The sequence below is a fragment of the Streptococcus sp. STC1396 genome (assembly GCF_058933875.1).
This window is the reverse complement of sequence record NZ_JBZYCU010000003.1, coordinates 32,346-50,659: the sequence shown is the minus strand read 5'-3', so window position 1 is coordinate 50,659 and position 18,314 is coordinate 32,346. Positions and strand designations below refer to the sequence as shown.

Genomic DNA, 18,314 nt, shown 5'->3' with positions numbered 1-18,314 from the left:
CTAGACAATTATTCTACATCCTAGAAAGGAGTTCCATGTTTCTGGAAAGAAAACTAAAGGACCAGTCTGTTTGGATCAACATTGATTCAGATGATGTCGAAAAGAATGAACAGATTTATCAGGATTATAATATCGACCTTGAAACTATCGAGTATGCGCTGGATAAAAACGAGCGGGCTCACATGGACTACAACCGTGAGAATGGAACGGTTCTTTTCATCTATAATGTGTTGAATTTGGCGACAGAAAAAGATTATTACGAAACCTTGCCCATGACCTTTATTGTCCAAAGTAATCGTCTGATTACGATTAGTAATGAGGACAATGCCTATGTGGTCGATATAATGAAGGCCTACATGGAGCATCATGAGCCCGTATCGGTCTATAAGTTTCTTTTTGCCAGTCTGGAGTTGATTTCTAATTCTTACTATCCAGTCATTGAGCAGCTGGACAAGCGCAAGGATGAGATTAACCGGATTTTGCGTCAGAAAACTACCAAAAAGCACCTGTTTTCTCTCTCGGACTTAGAAACCTCCATGGTCTATCTGGTGGCAGCAGCCAAGCAAAACAACATGCTTTTGGAGCACATCAAGAGTCATGCCGTTTATCGTGGCTTTGATGAACTAGAAACCGAGCAATTTGAGGATGCTATGATTGAGGCACGTCAGCTGGTTTCAATGACGGATTTGATTGCTCAGGTTCTCAGTCAGCTGTCAGGCTCCTATAACAACATTTTGAACAATAATCTAAATGACAATTTGACTGTTTTGACCATCATTTCAGTCCTTCTGGCGGTCCTAGCCGTTATCACCGGTTTCTTTGGTATGAATGTGCCCCTGCCTTGGTCAAGGGATAAGAATGCTTGGCTTTACATTGTCACTATCAGCCTTGTTCTTTGGGCTCTATTGACCAAGCTCCTCAACTGGGTGGTCAATAAAGAGAGATGAATTAAATACAATAAACGAATGAGGTTTGCAAACTTCATTCGTTTTTTTATCATAGTAGATAAAATACTTTTACATATTTTATATAACATTTTATTAAGGCGAAACTTAGGAGAAAATTTCTTGTATAGTAGGACAAAAAGATGAAAAACTGCTTTCAAAGTAGTATAATAATCTTATTATCATACTAGGAGGTTTTATATGCTTCATGTAGAAAAACTAGAAAAAAGTTTTGGACAAAAGCAAGTTTTGTTCGGTATTGATTTTGAAGCCCATCCGGGGCATATCCTTGGTTTGATTGGGAAAAACGGTGCTGGGAAAACAACGATTTTTCACAGTATTTTGCGCTTCCTAGACTATACTGGGGAGATTCGTTTCGAAGGGCAGGCGATCAAGCAGGATACTTATAGCAGGATTGGCTATCTACCTGAAGAGAGAAGCCTGATGCCTAAGCTGACAGTCTTTGAGCAAGTGCGCTATCTGGCAAATCTAAAGGGAGTGCCGACAGCCGTTGTCAAAGAAAAACTGCCCCAGTGGATGGAAAAACTTCAGGTAAAGGGCAAATTAACCGACAAAATCAAGAGTTTGTCTAAGGGGAACCAGCAAAAGGTTCAGCTGATTATCACGCTCCTGCATGAGCCAGACTTGATTATTTTAGATGAGCCTTTCAGCGGTCTGGATCCTGTCAATACTGAAATCCTGAAGGAAGTCATTGTTGAGGAGAAAAAGCGCGGAGCGACGATTATCTTCTCGGATCATGTCATGACAAATGTGGAAGAGCTGTGCGATGATGTCCTGATGATTCGTGACGGGCAAGTGGTTCTCAATGGCGATGTACAGGCAGTCCGCAACCAATATGGCAAGACTCGTCTTTTCGTCTCAAGTGACCTGTCTCAGGCTGAATTAGAAGCCCTGCCTCATGTTGTCAAGGCGACGCAGACCAAGCAAGGAACCTGGAAATTGATTTTGGATGATGAAACAGCTGGTCCTGAATTGTTTGCTCGTTTGACTAAGGGAAGTTATGTGGCAACTTTCGATCAGCAGGCACCGACAATTGATGAAATTTTCAAATTAGAATCAGGGGTGGAAGTATGAAACAAATGTTAATCGTCATCAAAGAAACCTACCTTCGTCATGTCAAGTCTTGGAGTTTTGTCTTTATGGTCTTGTCTCCTTTTCTCTTTCTTGGGCTGAGCTTGGGGATTGGCTATCTGCAGGGAAGCTCCATGGCTTCCTCTCAAAAGGTAGCAGTGCTGACCCAGCTTGATTCTGTCAGGGAAGTTTTAAGAGCTGAAGATCAGTTGACCTTTCATTACAAAGATGAAGCTGCAGCTAAGCAGGCTGTAAAAGATAAGAAAATCGCAGGCTATCTGACGATTGAGGAAAGAGATGGACAGCTTTCTGCCACCTACTATGCAGAAACCAGCATGAACGCTGCTACGAAAATGGCTCTGTCCAATTCCCTTATTCAGGTCCAGCAGGCTTTAAACTTGGCTCAGGCCGAATTATCAGATGAGCAGAGTCAGATTCTTGCGCGGACAGTCCAGTTTGAAGAAAAAATTGATGAAAATAAAGAAGGTAAGAAGATGGTTCAGACCTTTGCTGCAATAGGACTGGGCTTCCTGCTCTATATGATTTTGATTACTTATGCCAGCGTTACTGCTCAAGATGTGGCCAGTGAAAAAGGCACAAAAATCATGGAAGTCATCTTCTCCAGCATTAAGGCAACAGATTATTTCTATGCCCGTATGATTGGGATTTTTGCAGTGATTCTTAGCCATCTAGGTATTTATGTCCTTGGTGGATTGGCAGCCTTTCTCTTTGCGGACAGGATTCCTCTTGTATCCCAAGTCTTGAAGAGTAATCCAGCCATTCAGCAGTATATCGGAGAAGCTGTGTCTTTGAATACCCTAGCTTTTGTAGCTGTCAGCATCTTTATGTATGTCGTTTTGTCGGCCTTTCTTGGTTCGATGGTGGCGCGAGCAGAAGATACAGGAAAAGTCCTTTCGCCAGTTATCATGCTGATTTTGGTTGGTTTCATGGGAGTTTCAGCTTTGGGAGCAGCAGGAGATAATTTGATTTTGAAGGTTGGTTCTTACCTTCCGTTCATCTCGACATTTTTCATGCCTTTCCGAGCTATCAATGGTTATGCGACGAGCTTAGAATCTTGGATTTCTCTAGGAATTACAGCTGCTTTTGCGATTATCATGACAGTCTTCATCGCGCGGATTTACTCAAGCCTTGTCTTGCAGACAGATGATTTGGGAGCTTGGAAGACCTTCAAACGTGCTTTAAAATATAAATAGTTCATCACTTCACTAGAGTCATCTGGTGAAGTTTTTAGATTATTCTTATTTGGTTCGGCAGTTTCATTCACAACTGTAAAACTTCATTGGAGTTTGGGTTTAGTTAGTAATCATTTTTGATGCTAAAAAAGACTGAGCAGGCTCAATCTTTTGTTTCTAATAACTATTTCAGGAGAAGTTTTGCTAATATCCTTGATAGAGAGATTTTCATAGTCTTATTTAATTATCAGACAATCAACAGGCTCCAAGATTTGTTGGCGACTGGCAATTTGCTTTTCTTCTTATTTGTTCCTGCTTTAAAGGATTTTTTCTAAAACAGTTTCTTGTGGCCTGAGTCCTTGTCGCTCGTAGAAGCGCACTGCGCCGTCGTTATCATTCCAGACGTTAAGAGTTAGATTATAGCAGCCGATTTCTTTGGCATATTTTTCAGCAAAGTCAAAAAGCTGCTCACCGATTTTTTGGCCACGAGCTTGCTCATCTACAAAAAGATCCTCAATGAAAAGAGTTTTGATAGGATTGAGAACGGGGCTGGTGGTTTCTTTGATGGAGCAGAAGAGATGGCCTAGAAGTCTGCCCTCTTCATTTTCATAAACGAAAATAGGTGTATGCTCTTGCGCCATCAGTCTTTCCAGTTCTTCATCGGTAAATTTTCTTCCTTTGTCCTTGAAAATATCTGGCCTCACCTGATGGTGGACCAGCAGAATTTGCTGGAGGAAACGGTTTAATACAGGAATATCTTGAGGAGTGGCTTGACGAATAGGCATTTGAACCTCCTTTATATGATGGTGGCTAGTCACTGTTGTCAATAGTTCATAATTATCTTTGCTTATTATTAGACTACAAATCGAAATAGGGCAGAAAACGAACAAATTCAGCTTGGAAATTGCTCCAAATTAAAATTCGTTCGTTTCAGATCTTTTATATTATCTCTTTGACCAAGTCTTTGGTAAAAAGAGCAGAAGGATTGGATAGATTTCTAAACGTCCTGCAATCATGGCAAGAGAAAACAGGACTTTAGAAAATGGGCTGTAGATAGAGAAACTATCAGTTGTTCCAATCATGGGACCGATATTATTAATGCAACTTAGCACCGCGCTCACAACAGTCATAAAATTATTATTGTCCATACTGATAATGAAAATCAAGCTAACTATAATCAAAATATAAACTGCTAAATATTTCAGCACCTTGTGTTGCGTGTCTTTGTCCACAACAGTTCCATTGACATGCATCGTTAGGACCCGATTTGATGAAAGAGTGGAGATAATTTGATTCTTGGCGATACGAGCGATAATGATCCCTCGAATAAGCTTGAAACCACCGGCAGTTGACCCAGCCGATCCTCCGAGGCACATAAGAATAAGGAGGATGACTTGAGCAAAAAGTGGCCACTCAACAGTATCACCATAACCAAAACCAGTTGTAGTAATGATATTCGATACTTGGAAGAAAGAGATCTCCACGCTCTTAGCAAATCCGTCATAGAGATGGGCGATATTAAAGGCGATTAAGGCTGTTGAAAGAAACACAATCCAGAGATAGCTTCGCAGTTCTTCATCGCTAAAACAGGTCTTGAATTTGCGGATTAGGAGGTAGTAATAGAGGTTGAAATTGACACCAAATGTCAGCACCCCAAAGCTAACCAGATAAGTAATAAGCGTGCTATTGTAATGTGCTATTCCATCGTTGTAGACGGTAAAACCTCCGGTACCAGCGGTTCCCATAGCAATCACTAGACTATCATATAGTGGCATACCTGCCAGATAATATAGCACAGCAAAGAGAGCAAAGAGGGCCAGATAGATGATATAGAGAATCTGCGCAGTATTTTTTAATTTGGAAACGACTTTTCCGAAAACTGGACCTGGCACCTCGGCTTTCATGACTTCCAGATGGCCGTTCTTGGCATTGTCCATAATGGCTAGGGCAAAGACCAGCACCCCCATTCCTCCAATCAGGTGGGTAAAACTGCGCCAAAAGAGCAGAGAATGAGAAAGAACAGAAACGTCATTTAAGATAGTAGCTCCGGTTGTTGTAAAGCCTGAGCTGACTTCAAAGAAAGCATCAATGATATTGGGAATCTGACCAGAAAAAACAAAGGGCAAGGCGCCAAAGAAGGACCAGAGAATCCAGCAGAGGGCAACAATCAGCACCCCTTCCTTAGCATAAATATGGACATCTTTGGGCTTAAAGCAGCTGCCCAGACCTCCCAAAGCCAATAAAATAGCCATGGTGGAGCCGATTGCGATAAAAATATGCAAGGGCTCACGGTAAATAAGTGCAACGATGGTCGGCACAATCAAGAGCGCGGCCTCAATTAACAATAATTTTGAGAGTAGATAGCGAATCATAGACTTGTTCATGGAACTACCCCTCTAATAAATCATAGATTTTGGTAATATTGTGAATCAAGGTTGTTACGATAATCTTATCACCGACTTGAAGAGAGTCATCTCCAGTTGGGAAGATTGCTTTTCCTTGACGAATAATGGCAGCAATCAAGATACCTTTTTTCAATTTAAGCTGAGCTAGGGGACGACCGGTCATCTTATTTTCTTCCTTGATTTGGAATTGCAATGTCTCGATTTGGCCATTAGCCACATGGTGCAGAGCTTCAAGGCTTGAAAATTGAGCATTGTAACGTCCGCGGATAAAGTGCATAATAGCATCTACAGCGATTCCCTTTGGAGTAACGATACTTGCAAAATCTTGCTTGTCAATAATTTCTAGGAGACTGGTCCGATTGACTTTGGTGATATTTTTTTGGACACCAAGATTGTTTAAGAACATGGATGTAATGATATTTTCTTCATCGACCCCAGTTAGAGTAGCTACAGCATCATAATTAGTGGCACTTTCTTCCAGCAGAATATCCTTAGCAGTACCATCTCCATGGACGACATAAACTTCAGGAAATTCCTGACTGAAAAATTCAGCACGTTCACGGTTAGTTTCGATAACCTTAAGGTCAATTTTACTATTTTTGAGGATGCTGAGAAGATAGTAGGCAATTTTTCCTGCACCAATAATCATCAGACTTTTTACGACTCTTGGACGGACTTGATTGTGGAAAAGCATGATTTCGAGGCGATTTCCAGTGACAAAGATCTTATCATTTACCTGAAGGGTGAAGTCGCCATCTGGAATCATCAGCTTGTCATCTCTTTCAATAGCACAGACGATGATATTGCCAAATTTTTTTCTAAAATGTGAGATGTTCATATGACAGAGATGGCTGTCATCTTTAATTTTGAACTCCATGAGTGCAACTCGCCCGTTAGCAAAGTTTTCTACAGAAAGAGCATTTGGAAAATCAATGATATTAGCAATGTAGCGAGCAGCCAGAAGCTCAGGGTTCACCACAAGAGAGAAACCTAAGATATTTTTCTCCTTGAAGTAGATGTTTGAGTATTCTGGATTCCGTACGCGGACAATCGTTTCTTTTGCCCCCATTTTCTTGGCTAGTACAGCAGCTACCATGTTTACTTCATCATATTCTGTTATAGAAATAAAGATGTCACAATGCTCCACATCAGCTTGCTCCAACATTTTGAAGTTAGCGCCATTTCCGACAATACCAATAATATCATAGCGTTTAGTGATATGGTTCAAAACGGCTTCGTTTTGTTCAATTAAGACGACATCGTGTTTTTCAGCAACTAAAGAGCGACAAAGAGCCGTTCCGACCTTTCCGCCTCCAACCACTATAATTTTCATGAGATACCTCCCGAATATGTATCTATCATACCCTTTTTTCGTGAAAATTTCATCTATAAATTGGATAATTCCAGATTTTCCTGCTCTTTCATTTGTTTTTTCATAATTTTGCCAATAAGTAGCTAGTTTCTGTAACATGCCATGCTTTAGCAAAATTTGCTAAAGTGTAAAAAAATATAATTTTTCAAGTCTTTTTTGTTGACTTGTAAAAAGAAAGTGATATACTAAGGAAGTACCTTCATTGATTTACCTCAAACCTGTTGTGATGTAAGTTAATGATGCCTTAACCACGCTGTTTGCTGAGCTTGACTCCGGGCAGTGTGGCTATTTTTTTATTCTAATGAAAATCAGGAAAGAATCATGTCTCACCAAAATCATATCGTCCTCTTTGAACCACAAATTCCACAGAATACAGGCAATATTGCCCGTACTTGTGCAGCGACCAATTCTCCCCTCCATATCATCAAACCCATGGGCTTTCCTATTGACGACCGCAAGATGAAGCGGGCAGGACTGGATTATTGGGATAAGCTGGACATCACCTACTATGATAGTCTGGACGAGTTTATGGATCAGATGGATGGGCAGCTTTATTTGATTTCCAAATTTGCAGAGAAGGTCTACTCGGAGGAGAACTTTGCAGCAGAAGGACCGCACTATTTTATGTTTGGCCGTGAGGATAAAGGCTTGCCAGAGGTGTTTATGCGTCGCCACCCAGAAAAGGCTCTGCGTATTCCCATGAATGACCAGCATGTCCGTAGCCTCAATGTATCGAATGCTGTCTGCATGATGGTTTATGAAGCTTTGCGTCAGCAGGACTTTGCTGGATTGGATTTGGTGCATGAATATGAAGTGGATAAGCTGAAATAAAATCCGACTGTAGGGTAATTGAAACTATTTCGATTACATCAAATAAAAAGCTTGCTCTGGCAGGCTTTTTTTGTTATGATAAGAATGTCTTCAGGGCAGGGTGAGATTCCCGACCGGCGGTAAATTTGACTAGCTATTTTAGCTTTCTCGTCGTTGTCTTGTCTCGATATACTTTAAGTATTATCTTCGACTGCGACGCCTAGATAAATCTAAAATATCTTAGCCAAATAAGTCCGCGAGCGCAAGCTGATGTGGTGCGATTCCACAACCGACAGTATAGTCTGGATGGGAGAAGACGAAAGGCGTTATTGCCTGGCCGGTAGGTCGTTTTAATCTTATTTTAAGGGGCATTTTATATACTCTTATAAATTATGAAAGGATTTTTTCGGGTCTGGTGTTAACAGCCTTCCAGCTTCTCTAATTTTTATAAATTGGAGGAACCTGTTATGACAAATACGCGCAAAATGGCGATAGTAGCGGCTCTATCTGCACTATCTTTCCTGCTCATGTTCTATCAAATCCCTTTGATAGCCGAGTTTTTAAAATTGGATTTTTCGATTATTCCGATTTTGTTAGCCTTGGTTCTCTTGGATTTTAAGAGCTCTGTAGCAGTCCTGCTTATTCGCTCTGTTTTAAAGTTGGCCTTAAATGGTCATGGAGTGGAAACCTTAATTGGTATGCCGATCAATATTGCGGCTATTCTGGTCTTTGTCATCTTCTTTGCTCTTTTCTGGGAGAAGAAAAGAGATCTGACGAGCTATTTGCTGGCATCATTCCTGGGAACTTTGGGTCTGACTGCAAGTATGCTTGTACTGAATGCTTTTTATGCTATTCCGCTTTATGCTCGCTTTGCAAACTTTGATATCGGTCAGGTTTTTGGTGTAGGTAAATATCTGTTGACCATGATTGTCCCCTTTAACCTGTTAGAAGGAGTGATTTGGGCGGTGGCTTTCTGGCTGATTTACACGCTTTTGACGCCCGTTCTAAAACGCTATGAAAAATAAACAATCTTATCTAACAAAGGGCTCTTTTGCCCTTTTACTTTTCATCATATTAGGCTACATGATCAAGTTTTATCCTGAGCAGCTGGTGGGCTTTGATAGCCCGATTCAAACTTGGCTGCGGGGGGACTTGCCCGCCTTTTTGACGACATTTTTCAAACTGGTGACTAGTTTGATTGACCCGTTGGGGATTATCATCTGGGTTTCAGCTCTTGTCCTGTTTTTCCTTTATAAAAAATGGAAGCTGGAAGCTGCCTTGCTAGCGGGAAATCTAATCTTACATGGGATTTTGATTAAGCTGATTAAACTGGTTTACCAAAGAAGCCGGCCGAGTCTTTCGCATTTGGTCGAAGAGGGCGGTTACTCTTTCCCGAGTGGACATTCCATGGCGACAGCCATTGTTGTTGGGAGCTTGATTATCATCGTCCAGCAACGGATTCAAAATCAACACATCAAGCGTCTGGTACAGGGCTTGCTCTTGCTCTTTATCTTGACCATTATGGCATCCAGAGTCTATCTGGGCGTGCACTATCCAACAGATGTCATCGGAGGAGCCTTGATGGGCTTTGCCATTCTCAATATCGAATTTCCCTTTTACGACAAGCTGCGCTTTCAATGGCGTTTCAAAGGAAAGCAGAAATAATCGAGTTAATAGAGGTTGGCTTTGCCAGCCTTTTTGTCTTGACAAAAAAAGTTGGATTTTTTAAGATAGGAGCAAGTGAGATCAGGAGGTGATTGTCCGTTTTGAATCCAAAAATTATCAAGTCGGTTTTAGTTCTTGTGGATGAGATTCCTGCTGGGCGCGTGGCGACCTATGGCCAGATTGCTCGCTTGATTGGTCGGCCCCAAAATGCCCGCTTGGTGGGAAAGATTCTCAGTCAGTCCGAGCTTTATGGCGGCAAGCATCCTTGCTATCGGGTGGTCAATGCAACAGGGCGTCTCGCACCTGGCTGGGAAGACCAGAGACACTTGCTTTGGGCAGAGGGAGTGGACCTGAAGGCCAATGGCTGTGTGGACCTTAAGCATTATCAGTGGGAGCGATGATTTTCTTCTTTCTTGGTGAAAGAGGAAATTTTTGTTTCTAGACTCCTTTTTGTGGTAGAATGGAAGGTATGAAATCTTACAATTCTTTGAATGATTATTATCGAAAACTTTTTGAAGAGAAGACTTTTAAGGTGCCTATTGATGCGGGCTTTGACTGTCCCAATCGAGATGGGACGGTGGCACATGGAGGCTGTACTTTCTGTACCGTTTCGGGCTCTGGTGATGCCATTGTGGCGCCTGATGCGCCCATTCGCGAGCAATTCTATAAGGAAATTGACTTCATGCACCGCAAGTGGCCGGATGTTCGCAAGTATTTGGTCTATTTCCAGAACTTTACCAATACCCATGAGAAGCTTGATGTTATCCGCGAACGCTATGAGCAAGCCATTAACGAGCCAGGCGTCGTTGGACTCAATATCGGGACTCGGCCAGACTGTTTGCCTGATGAGACCATCGCCTACTTGGCAGACCTGTCCCAGCGCATGCATGTGACCGTGGAGCTAGGGCTTCAGACCACTTATGAGGAGACTTCAGACCTCATCAACCGTGCTCATTCCTATGAGCTCTATGTGGAGACGGTCCAGCGCATCCGCAAGCTTGCTCCCAAGGCAGAGATTGTCTCCCACTTGATTAACGGCCTGCCGGGTGAGACCCATGAGATGATGCTGGAGAATGTCCGACGCTGTGTGACCGATAATGACATTCAGGGGATTAAGCTCCACTTGCTTCACCTGATGACCAATACCCGCATGCAACGGGATTACCATGAGGGACGGCTGCAACTGCTCAGTCAGGAGGAGTATGTCTCCATCGTCTGCGACCAACTGGAGATTATCCCCGAGCATATCGTCATCCACCGTATCACAGGCGATGCCCCGCGAGATATGTTGATTGGCCCCATGTGGAGCCTCAATAAATGGGAAGTTCTCAATGCCATCGAGGCAGAAATGCGCCGTCGTGGCAGCAAGCAAGGCTGTAAAGCAAAGGAGCAGAGATTCGTATGTTAAGACCCTTACAGATGGCCCATGCATTTTTAGCAGAAGTCGTGACCAAGGAAGATACTGTGGTGGACACTACTATGGGCAATGGACATGATACGCTTTTTCTGGCTAAATTGGCCAAGCAAGTCTATGCTTTTGACATTCAGGAGCAGGCCGTGGGAAAGACCCGCCAGCGCTTGGCAGAAGCTGGCTTGAACAATGCTCAGCTAATCTTAGCAGGCCATGAGACTCTGGACCAATACCTAGACCATTTCAAGGCTGCTATTTTTAATCTTGGCTACCTGCCTTCAGCGGACAAGTCTGTCATTACACGACCCGATACGACTCTGGAAGCTTTGGAAAAGGTTTGTCGAGGCTTGGAAAAAGGTGGCCGCGCAGCTATCATGATTTACTATGGGCATGATGGTGGAGAAGTTGAAAAAGATGCGGTGCTAGACTTCGTCAGTCAGCTGCCCCAGCAGGACTTCACCGTTGCCCTCTACAAGACCATCAATCAGATTAACAATCCGCCTTTCTTGGTCATGATTGAGAAATTGAGAGAAGTGCTTGGCTAAACGCCTCAGGAAGCGTTTGGTCAAGTGCCTTTTTAATTTACTGACGCTTTTATTTTGGAAAATGAGCAAAAAACAGTAAAACTTTTTGATTTACTGTTTTAAACATTCTTCGATTCAATTAGACAAACTGGGATTTTTAGATTTTAACCCTTCAGGAAAATAAACTGGGCTATTCTCCTGAAGTATTTTCTATAATGTTATAGTTTAATGCAGAGTGTAGCTATATAGTTATTTCCATAACGTGATAATCTATGTCTTTTATCACATGATTCATAAAAATCTATCATAGCGAGACCATTTTTAAGTTGTCCTCTAATCTGAGTTTCTAAGGTATGGCTAAATTCATATCCATATTCTGGATTTATGGTTATTTTGCCTTCCTCTTCAAGCTCTTTTGAATTAAAAGGTATTGAAAACTTTAAAAGTAATTCTTCATCGGGTTTGTCCCATACAATGTTAGCATCGTACATGTATATCCAAGGATTCATAAATCCGACCATTAACAGTCCACCCTTTTTCAATACTCGAGAGGCTTCTTTATACATGTTTTCTAAATCTTCTATATATACATTTGAAACTGGATTAAAAATAATATCAAAAGTTTCATTTTCAAATGGAAATGGTTTTGTCATATCGCCTTGAACTGTGTTGATTTTTAAGCCTTCTCTTTTAGCAACCATATCATCTCTTTGTAATTGTGATTTAGAAAAATCCATTATGGTTACATCATAACCTTTTATAGCAAAAACTGGACCCTGCTGTCCACCACCACAAGCTAAACCTAATATCTTTTTTCCGTTGGCTTTTTCAAACCATTCTTTCGGAACTTTTTTCCCAACAGTTAATGCAACAGAAATTGGATTATTTCTAACTTCTTCTAATTCTTCATGTGTCAATGGCTCAGTATAATCATTTTTTACATTATTCCATCTATCTTCATTTAATTTTATATAATTGTTCATCTTATAATTTCCTCGTAATTTTATATTATTTAGATTTAAGTTGAATATGTTGCCATTACATTTTTCTCACCTCTACAAATTCCAATTTGACTCACTGTAGGTTATTCTCGCTTACATACTACATCTGAAATGCTGTTATCCAAAAACATATTGCAGCTATAAGTGAAAGAGGAGTCATAACATATTTTTCTTTCTTACTTTTTGAAATCATGTTCATAATCGTATTCAAGGATAAGTAAGCGGCAAAGAAGAAACAAATATATTTAGTGTTCTTAAAAGAAAACCACAAGGGAAGCAAACCTCCGGCTTGCAAAATAATGATCATGGCAAAAATTTGGATAGCCACCGAAATGACTGCCGCAAGTCTAAATTTCTTAGGTAAGATTTTATGTTGTCCACCCATTGTATATTCGCCCAAAGGCAGACCGCAAGCAACAAGAACTGTCATAATTGCTATAACTCCAAATAATACTGCACCTAATATTGAAAACATAAATCGCTATTCTCCCTTCGCAAAATACAAAAAATTTTAATTACAAATTCAACTTTGTTTCACTTAATATTCCTATAAAATTATAAGAAAATCTTATCAAGTGTTCAAGTTTTATAGGTTTTTCTCAAGCTGGTCTGTTGATTTCCCTTTTCCTTTGTTCTTCCACCAATCGCTCAGGTCGACTAAGGATTGAGCGGTGGAAGGGATGAGAAGGAGTACATAGATATAGACATATTGGCTTTTTGTTTCCCAAAAGAAATGAAAGAGTCCGCCACCCAAAAGAAAGGTGAAGGGATAGAGGTCAAAAGGCGTTAGCTTTTCCTCGGCGACGAAAAATTTATGCAGGATAAAGAAACAGGAGAGCAGATAGATGCTGGCTAGCAGAATTAAGAGCAGGAAATTAACAATCTGATAACCTTTTCTCTCCTCATAAATGCTGCGCAAGATAGTCGGCCTCATATATTGCTGGCGTTCAATCTGCGGTCCAGTCCAGATGGACTGGAAAGTTGGCTCTGTCCAGGTAGATTTAACTTTTTCGTAGAAGAACTTGAGTGCATAGTCTGGATGTTTGGAAAAGTTCAGCAAAAGATCTTTCAAATCCTGAGTTGCCATGGCGGTTGCTTTTTTTTCATCGTACTTGTTGCGTTTGAGAATTTTAGTATTATAAGCATCATACCAGCCACCCAGAGTTTGACGATTGGGATCATCTCTCAGACCCATGGTAATATAGGCAATCTTGGGAGTTCCAACGCCGATTTCCTGTCCGATTAGGTTTTCATAGTAGGTATTCAAAGCCTTATTTGAAAAGACAATCCCAGTGATAATCAGCAGAATAGCCAGCGGTTTTTTCCAAGACCATTTGTAGAAAATGGAGAGGAGATAGATTCCAAGCAGCATGATAGCAAAGATAATATAATTATTTCGCAGAAGACAGGCTAAGCTGATACTGGCTGCACCGAGAAGGAGGTAGAGCAGATTGCCATTTTGCTCCAATTTGATAAAGGCATAAAGACTAAGCAGACAAAAGAACAGGCCTGGAATAGTCCCATAAATAAAAAGTACGAAAAAAAGTTGGGGCAGGAAAAGGAAGGTCAGCAAGATTGTGTATTTTTGAATAATTTCCTTGCGATTGAGCAAAGCTGCAATCTTATAGATTAGAAAATTACTGAGCAAGCTCCAGATGACATTCATGCCAAAGGCAAACCGAGTTGTCGGGGAGATATAAGCATAGAGGCGCTCTAAGGTCATCAGCCCCAGCTGATGTGGATTGCGGTACATATAGCTACCGACGGTCGTAAGCGAGCTGTAATCGCCCTGATTGAAGGCTAGAGCTGCATTAAAGACATGTTTGGCATCTGCTCGAATAATGCCGCTGTAGGAGGTGATGAGAAAGAATGCTGCTGCGATATAGAGCAGGCTCAATCCGACTAAAAGGTAGGGAATCTTTATCTTCTCCAAAAGCGGTCGAAGTCCGAAGAGCGCGAAAAGAAAGAGAATAAGAAGGGGATAGAAGTACCAAGGATTAGTGACGAATTTGACGCCTTCTGCAATATGCAGCGGAATATAGGTATGAGAAATCAAAATCTGCCCGGACAGGAAAAGGAGGGCGATGGCTGTCATCGTCAAGACGAGAAAATAGCCTAAATTAAAAAGGATATTTGTAAATTGCTTCATGAAATATTACCCTCTACTTTCACAAAACAGCGTCCCTCACCTAGATCAATTAATTGAACTGGCTGTGGATAAAAGCGATTCAGTATTTCTTTTGTCAAAATCTCTTCTTTGGCTCCTTGAGCAATGATTTCTCCATCTTTTAAGAGTAGGACATGATCCATCACAGGGGTGATTTCCTCGGCATGGTGGGTCACATAGAGAATGGTGGGAGCTTGCTCTAGCCGAGCAATGTTCTCAATCTGCTGCAAGAGTCGTTCGCGGGCAAATAAATCCAGACCACTGGTCGCTTCGTCTAAAATTAAGAGGTCGGGTGTTTCCATCAAGCTGCGAGCGATTAAGAGCAGCTGTTTTTCACCCTGCGACAGACTGGCATAGCTTCTGCCGATCAGCTCCTGTCCCCCGATAGAAAGCAGCATTTCTCGGGCTTCGTTCAGCTCAGCTTCTCCATATTGGCGGTAGAGGATGCTGCTTTTGTATTTGCCGGTCAGGACAATCTCATCCGCCAGCATCCGACTGGGCAGGCGTTCAGCGATAAAAGAGCCGACAACTCCGATTTTAGTTCTCAGTTCAGGAATGTCTCCTTGTCCGAATGTGGTGCCAAGAACCATCAGTTCCCCCTTGGTTTTCCAATGTTCGGCCATGAGCAAACGCAGCAGGGTGGATTTACCAGAGCCGTTCAATCCCAAAATAGCCCAATTTTCTCCTTTTTTCACCTGCCAATTCAGATCTTTTAAAATTGTTTGACCATTCTTGACTAGCCAAACCTTTTCCATGCTGATAATGTTTTCCATTTTTATTCTTTCTTTTGTAAAATCCCCTCTATTTTATCATAAATTATGGTAAAATAACTGAGAGGAGAGTATAAATGTTTCATAAAAGTAAGTTAATGTTTTGGACTAGTGAGGTTTTACTGCTGACGATTATCTTCTTTATCTGGCGCCAGATGGGAGACATGATTACGCCAGTAGTAAGTGTTATCAATACCATCTTAATCCCCTTTCTTGTGGGGGGCTTCCTCTATTATATCACGAATCCTCTGGTAACATTTTTAGAGAAAAAGTTAAAAATTAAACGTATTTTTGGAATTTTGATCACTTTGTTCCTGCTGTTTGGCTTATTGACGATTGGTGTTATCTACCTTTTGCCAATTTTGATTAATCAGCTGAGCAGTCTGATTAATTCGACTCAGGGCCTCTATTGGGAAATTCAGAGCTTTGTTAATCAATTATCCAAGAATCCTTTATTCAAGAGTTTAAATATTCAATCTACCATTCAGCAACTCAATCTGTCCTATGTGGATATTCTGCAAAATATTTTAAATGGTGTTACCAATAGTCTGGGCAGTGTGGTGTCTGCAGTCGTTAATACCATTATGATTTTAATTATGACGCCGATTTTCTTGGTTTATTTCCTCGTGGATGGTCAGAAATTGCTGCCGATGCTGGAGCGGACAGTTCTCAAGCGGGATAAGCTCAATATTTCCAAACTGTTAACTAATCTGAACGCCACGGTGGCTCGCTACATCAGTGGGATTTCGATTGATGCGCTGCTGATTGGAACTCTGGCCTTTATTGGCTACAGTGTGATTGGTCTCAAGTATGCTTTGGTCTTTGCGATTTTCTCAGCTTTGGCCAATTTAATTCCTTATGTAGGACCAAGTATCGGCTTGATTCCCATGCTGATTACCTACGCCTTTACTGATCCGCAGAAAATGCTGGTTGCACTGATTTATATGCTTATTGTCCAGCAGATTGACGGGAATATCCTTTATCCGCGGATTGTCGGCGGCGTTATGAAGGTTCACCCTATTACGATTATGGTTCTTTTGCTCTTGTCCAGCAATATTTATGGTATTATGGGCATGATTGTGGCCATTCCGACTTATTCAATCCTAAAAGAAATCGTAAAATTCTTGGCTAATCTTTACGATAATCACAAGGAAGCACAGCTGCAAAAGAAAAATGAGGAATTTGGTATTATAAAAAAATAGGAGAAGGCGAGTCCTCTTCTATTTTTTTCTTGCATTTTTTATAACATAAAATTGTATATTTATGCTAAAATAGTAATAATAGCATAAAGGAGGCATACTTATGGTAACACGTCGTAAATTTTCTCCGCAGGAAATAAGAAAAGATTCTTCTTATTTTTCTCCTTTGAAGACCATTGTGGAAACAGCCTTTTATGAAAATCAAGTCCAAGCTATCAAGACGGTAGAAGAAGCTTATCAACTCGCTTCGACAGCTGCTGGAACGGTTGTGCTGGACATGCCGGTTATTCATACCAAGGAGCTGGGTCTTCCTTCTTATGCACGCGTTTTATTGACCAATTCGGGGGCTGTTGTCGGCAGAACAGCCAAGGCTAGAAGAATCTATGGCAGAGATAGCGAAGAAGATGAGCATTTGCTTTTTCTTGTCCGGAGTGCAATTTACCAAGCACATAAAAGAACCTTCTATAAGGCTGATGCTGTGGTCGGGCTAGATGAGGACTTTATGGCCTACGCTCATCTGATGGTTCCTCAGGAAGAAATCAATAACCTGTACTCCTGGCTCTTGAATTTCCAAATTTTGGATGAGGAATTTAAAAATCGACTGAAAGCGTCTAAAAAGTATGAAGAGAATGATATCTTTGTCTTTTTTGATCCTAAGTGGAAGCATCCAGATTACCCAGAAGGGCTTGTATATTTTGATACCAACCATAACTGTGCCGTCATTTTGGGCTTGAATTATTTCGGAGAGCTGAAAAAGGCCACTTTGACCTTGGCTTGGGGAACGGCTGCCAGAAACGGTTATGTTGCCTGCCATGGGGGCTTGAAAATTTTCAAGCAGGATGCCGAAAAAGAGGACTATGTCGCATCATTCTTCGGGCTATCTGGCTCAGGGAAATCCACGCTGACACATGCCAAGCATGACCATAAATATGACATCAAGGTTCTCCATGATGATGCCTTTATTATCTCGGTCAAGGATGGCTCCTCTATTGCCCTTGAGCCGTCTTATTTTGACAAGACAAATGACTACCCTACAGGTCATAGTGAGCAGGATTTCTTTGTCACTGTGCAGAACTGTGGAGTGACACTAGATGAAAATGGACGGAAAAAGCTGGTAACTGAGGATATCCGTAACGGAAATGGGCGGACTGTCAAATCGCGCTTTGCTACTCCGAATCGAGTGGACCGGATTGACGAACCCATCAACGCTATCTTCTGGATTATGAAGGATGACTCTCTCCCGCCACTAATCAAGATTAATGATCCTCTTATGGCTTCTACGATGGGCTGTACTTTGATGACCAAGCGTTCCAATGCTGAAAATGTTATTGGTCTGCATGATGATTTGGTTATTGAGCCTTATGCCAATCCTTTCCGCGTTTATCCGCTGGTGGAAGATTATCGGAAATTCCGTCGTTTATTTGAGTCAGGCGTTGCCTGCTATATCATCAATACTGGATTTTATATGGGGAAGGGCATCTCAAAGGAAGTGTCTTTAGATATTATTGAACAGATAGTAGATGGGAAGGCAGAATTTAGACCTTTCGGACCTTTGGAAGGCTTTGAATATCTTAACTACGAAGGATATGCCGTTCCAAACTTTGATTACAAGTATAGACAGCTCATCCGTGAAAGGATGCAGATTCGTTTAAACTTCTTGCTAGCTTTCAATCAGAAATATCCTAAGACAGCTCTGCCTGTCGGAGCTATTTCTCGGCTGGAAAAGGTTTTGCAGGATTTGGATTCCTGATTTGCAAAACG

At 41.4% G+C, this 18,314-nt stretch carries 18 protein-coding genes and 1 riboswitch; of the genes, 11 read left to right on the top strand and 7 right to left on the bottom strand.

What is annotated here, in order from left to right; all coding sequences use genetic code 11:
• The first annotated feature begins 35 nt into the window (after positions 1–35).
• The 3 genes from AC5FEC_RS01825 to AC5FEC_RS01815 all read left to right on the top strand — a co-directional run bounded on the left by AC5FEC_RS01825 (position 36) and on the right by AC5FEC_RS01815 (position 3,250).
• Complete coding sequence (locus AC5FEC_RS01825) at positions 36–947, top strand: magnesium transporter CorA family protein (protein WP_304948267.1); 912 nt, start codon at positions 36–38, stop codon at positions 945–947.
• Between the two features lie 198 nt (positions 948–1,145).
• The gene (locus AC5FEC_RS01820) at positions 1,146–2,039 is read left to right on the top strand and encodes an ABC transporter ATP-binding protein (RefSeq protein ID WP_493661115.1); all 894 of its coding nucleotides are present in this window, start codon (positions 1,146–1,148) and stop codon (positions 2,037–2,039) included.
• Complete coding sequence (locus AC5FEC_RS01815) at positions 2,036–3,250, top strand: ABC transporter permease (RefSeq protein ID WP_493661114.1); 1,215 nt, start codon at positions 2,036–2,038, stop codon at positions 3,248–3,250. Before AC5FEC_RS01820 ends, AC5FEC_RS01815 begins: the two co-directional genes overlap by 4 nt.
• 296 nt (positions 3,251–3,546) lie before the next feature.
• Here the strand turns inward: AC5FEC_RS01815 and AC5FEC_RS01810 are convergent, their stop codons facing one another.
• From AC5FEC_RS01810 to trkA, 3 genes are all read right to left on the bottom strand, one after another.
• Entirely contained in the window at positions 3,547–4,014 is a 468-nt protein-coding gene (locus tag AC5FEC_RS01810) for a GNAT family N-acetyltransferase (protein WP_493661113.1), read from the bottom strand.
• 159 nt (positions 4,015–4,173) lie between these two features.
• The gene (locus tag AC5FEC_RS01805) at positions 4,174–5,613 is read right to left on the bottom strand and encodes a TrkH family potassium uptake protein (RefSeq protein ID WP_217473205.1); all 1,440 of its coding nucleotides are present in this window, start codon (positions 5,611–5,613) and stop codon (positions 4,174–4,176) included.
• Positions 5,614–5,617: 4 nt separating this feature from the next.
• On the bottom strand, positions 5,618–6,967 hold the full coding sequence (gene trkA, locus AC5FEC_RS01800; RefSeq protein WP_037615568.1) for a Trk system potassium transporter TrkA: 1,350 nt from the start codon (positions 6,965–6,967) through the stop codon (positions 5,618–5,620).
• A gap of 360 nt (positions 6,968–7,327) precedes the next feature.
• Between trkA and AC5FEC_RS01795 the strand changes: the two genes are divergently transcribed.
• The 6 genes from AC5FEC_RS01795 to mnmM all read left to right on the top strand — a co-directional run bounded on the left by AC5FEC_RS01795 (position 7,328) and on the right by mnmM (position 11,437).
• Positions 7,328–7,837, top strand: coding sequence for a tRNA (cytidine(34)-2'-O)-methyltransferase (locus AC5FEC_RS01795; RefSeq protein WP_217473206.1), 510 nt, complete (start codon positions 7,328–7,330; stop codon positions 7,835–7,837).
• An 82-nt stretch (positions 7,838–7,919) separates the two neighbouring features.
• Positions 7,920–8,138, top strand: a riboswitch (FMN riboswitch).
• 145 nt (positions 8,139–8,283) lie between these two features.
• The gene (locus AC5FEC_RS01790; protein WP_493661112.1) at positions 8,284–8,841 is read left to right on the top strand and encodes an ECF transporter S component; all 558 of its coding nucleotides are present in this window, start codon (positions 8,284–8,286) and stop codon (positions 8,839–8,841) included.
• Positions 8,831–9,481 carry a phosphatase PAP2 family protein gene (locus AC5FEC_RS01785; protein ID WP_493661111.1) on the top strand — a complete coding sequence of 217 codons (651 nt, stop codon included), beginning with the start codon at positions 8,831–8,833 and terminating at the stop codon, positions 9,479–9,481. The genes AC5FEC_RS01790 and AC5FEC_RS01785 overlap by 11 nt, the downstream gene beginning before the upstream one ends.
• A gap of 92 nt (positions 9,482–9,573) precedes the next feature.
• Positions 9,574–9,882 (top strand): MGMT family protein, encoded by a 309-nt coding sequence (locus AC5FEC_RS01780; RefSeq protein ID WP_493661110.1) that lies wholly within the window; start codon positions 9,574–9,576, stop codon positions 9,880–9,882.
• A 59-nt stretch (positions 9,883–9,941) separates the two neighbouring features.
• Positions 9,942–10,889, top strand: a complete 948-nt coding sequence (gene mnmL / locus AC5FEC_RS01775) for a tRNA modification radical SAM protein MnmL/YtqA (RefSeq protein ID WP_493661109.1) — start codon at positions 9,942–9,944, stop codon at positions 10,887–10,889.
• On the top strand, positions 10,883–11,437 hold the full coding sequence (gene mnmM, locus AC5FEC_RS01770; protein WP_493661108.1) for a tRNA 5-(aminomethyl)-2-thiouridylate-methyltransferase MnmM: 555 nt from the start codon (positions 10,883–10,885) through the stop codon (positions 11,435–11,437). Before mnmL ends, mnmM begins: the two co-directional genes overlap by 7 nt.
• Positions 11,438–11,634: 197 nt before the next feature.
• Here the strand turns inward: mnmM and AC5FEC_RS01765 are convergent, their stop codons facing one another.
• The 4 genes from AC5FEC_RS01765 to AC5FEC_RS01750 all read right to left on the bottom strand — a co-directional run bounded on the left by AC5FEC_RS01765 (position 11,635) and on the right by AC5FEC_RS01750 (position 15,357).
• Complete coding sequence (locus AC5FEC_RS01765) at positions 11,635–12,399, bottom strand: class I SAM-dependent methyltransferase (RefSeq protein WP_493661107.1); 765 nt, start codon at positions 12,397–12,399, stop codon at positions 11,635–11,637.
• A 118-nt stretch (positions 12,400–12,517) separates the two neighbouring features.
• Positions 12,518–12,892, bottom strand: coding sequence for a hypothetical protein (locus AC5FEC_RS01760; RefSeq protein WP_493661106.1), 375 nt, complete (start codon positions 12,890–12,892; stop codon positions 12,518–12,520).
• A 111-nt stretch (positions 12,893–13,003) separates the two neighbouring features.
• A complete protein-coding gene (locus AC5FEC_RS01755) occupies positions 13,004–14,566 on the bottom strand; it encodes a beta-carotene 15,15'-monooxygenase (protein WP_493661105.1) in 1,563 nt (520 codons plus the stop codon).
• Positions 14,563–15,357 carry an ABC transporter ATP-binding protein gene (locus AC5FEC_RS01750; protein ID WP_493661104.1) on the bottom strand — a complete coding sequence of 265 codons (795 nt, stop codon included), beginning with the start codon at positions 15,355–15,357 and terminating at the stop codon, positions 14,563–14,565. The genes AC5FEC_RS01755 and AC5FEC_RS01750 overlap by 4 nt, the downstream gene beginning before the upstream one ends.
• A 74-nt stretch (positions 15,358–15,431) precedes the next feature.
• Here AC5FEC_RS01750 and AC5FEC_RS01745 point away from each other — a divergent pair, with 74 nt between their 5' ends.
• Both AC5FEC_RS01745 and AC5FEC_RS01740 read left to right on the top strand, forming a co-directional pair.
• Positions 15,432–16,556: an AI-2E family transporter gene (locus tag AC5FEC_RS01745; protein WP_037615539.1), complete on the top strand. Its 1,125-nt coding sequence runs from the start codon at positions 15,432–15,434 to the stop codon at positions 16,554–16,556.
• Positions 16,557–16,656: 100 nt separating this feature from the next.
• A complete protein-coding gene (locus AC5FEC_RS01740) occupies positions 16,657–18,303 on the top strand; it encodes a phosphoenolpyruvate carboxykinase (ATP) (RefSeq protein WP_493661103.1) in 1,647 nt (548 codons plus the stop codon).
• Positions 18,304–18,314 lie beyond the last annotated feature (11 nt).

Excerpts from the sequence above, each read along its gene's own strand:
- AC5FEC_RS01745 (WP_037615539.1), top strand. The coding sequence starts at position 15,432 with ATGTTTCATAAAAGTAAGTTAATGTTTTGGACTAGTGAGGTTTTACTG.
- AC5FEC_RS01805 (WP_217473205.1), bottom strand. The coding sequence starts at position 5,613 with ATGAACAAGTCTATGATTCGCTATCTACTCTCAAAATTATTGTTAATT.
- AC5FEC_RS01750 (WP_493661104.1), bottom strand. The coding sequence starts at position 15,357 with ATGGAAAACATTATCAGCATGGAAAAGGTTTGGCTAGTCAAGAATGGT.
- AC5FEC_RS01795 (WP_217473206.1), top strand. The coding sequence starts at position 7,328 with ATGTCTCACCAAAATCATATCGTCCTCTTTGAACCACAAATTCCACAG.
- AC5FEC_RS01810 (WP_493661113.1), bottom strand. The coding sequence starts at position 4,014 with ATGCCTATTCGTCAAGCCACTCCTCAAGATATTCCTGTATTAAACCGT.
- AC5FEC_RS01790 (WP_493661112.1), top strand. The coding sequence starts at position 8,284 with ATGACAAATACGCGCAAAATGGCGATAGTAGCGGCTCTATCTGCACTA.
- AC5FEC_RS01785 (WP_493661111.1), top strand. The coding sequence starts at position 8,831 with ATGAAAAATAAACAATCTTATCTAACAAAGGGCTCTTTTGCCCTTTTA.
- mnmM (WP_493661108.1), top strand. The coding sequence starts at position 10,883 with ATGTTAAGACCCTTACAGATGGCCCATGCATTTTTAGCAGAAGTCGTG.
- mnmL (WP_493661109.1), top strand. The coding sequence starts at position 9,942 with ATGGAAGGTATGAAATCTTACAATTCTTTGAATGATTATTATCGAAAA.
- AC5FEC_RS01740 (WP_493661103.1), top strand. The coding sequence starts at position 16,657 with ATGGTAACACGTCGTAAATTTTCTCCGCAGGAAATAAGAAAAGATTCT.
- AC5FEC_RS01820 (WP_493661115.1), top strand. The coding sequence starts at position 1,146 with ATGCTTCATGTAGAAAAACTAGAAAAAAGTTTTGGACAAAAGCAAGTT.
- trkA (WP_037615568.1), bottom strand. The coding sequence starts at position 6,967 with ATGAAAATTATAGTGGTTGGAGGCGGAAAGGTCGGAACGGCTCTTTGT.
- AC5FEC_RS01755 (WP_493661105.1), bottom strand. The coding sequence starts at position 14,566 with ATGAAGCAATTTACAAATATCCTTTTTAATTTAGGCTATTTTCTCGTC.
- AC5FEC_RS01765 (WP_493661107.1), bottom strand. The coding sequence starts at position 12,399 with ATGAACAATTATATAAAATTAAATGAAGATAGATGGAATAATGTAAAA.
- AC5FEC_RS01760 (WP_493661106.1), bottom strand. The coding sequence starts at position 12,892 with ATGTTTTCAATATTAGGTGCAGTATTATTTGGAGTTATAGCAATTATG.
- AC5FEC_RS01825 (WP_304948267.1), top strand. The coding sequence starts at position 36 with ATGTTTCTGGAAAGAAAACTAAAGGACCAGTCTGTTTGGATCAACATT.
- AC5FEC_RS01815 (WP_493661114.1), top strand. The coding sequence starts at position 2,036 with ATGAAACAAATGTTAATCGTCATCAAAGAAACCTACCTTCGTCATGTC.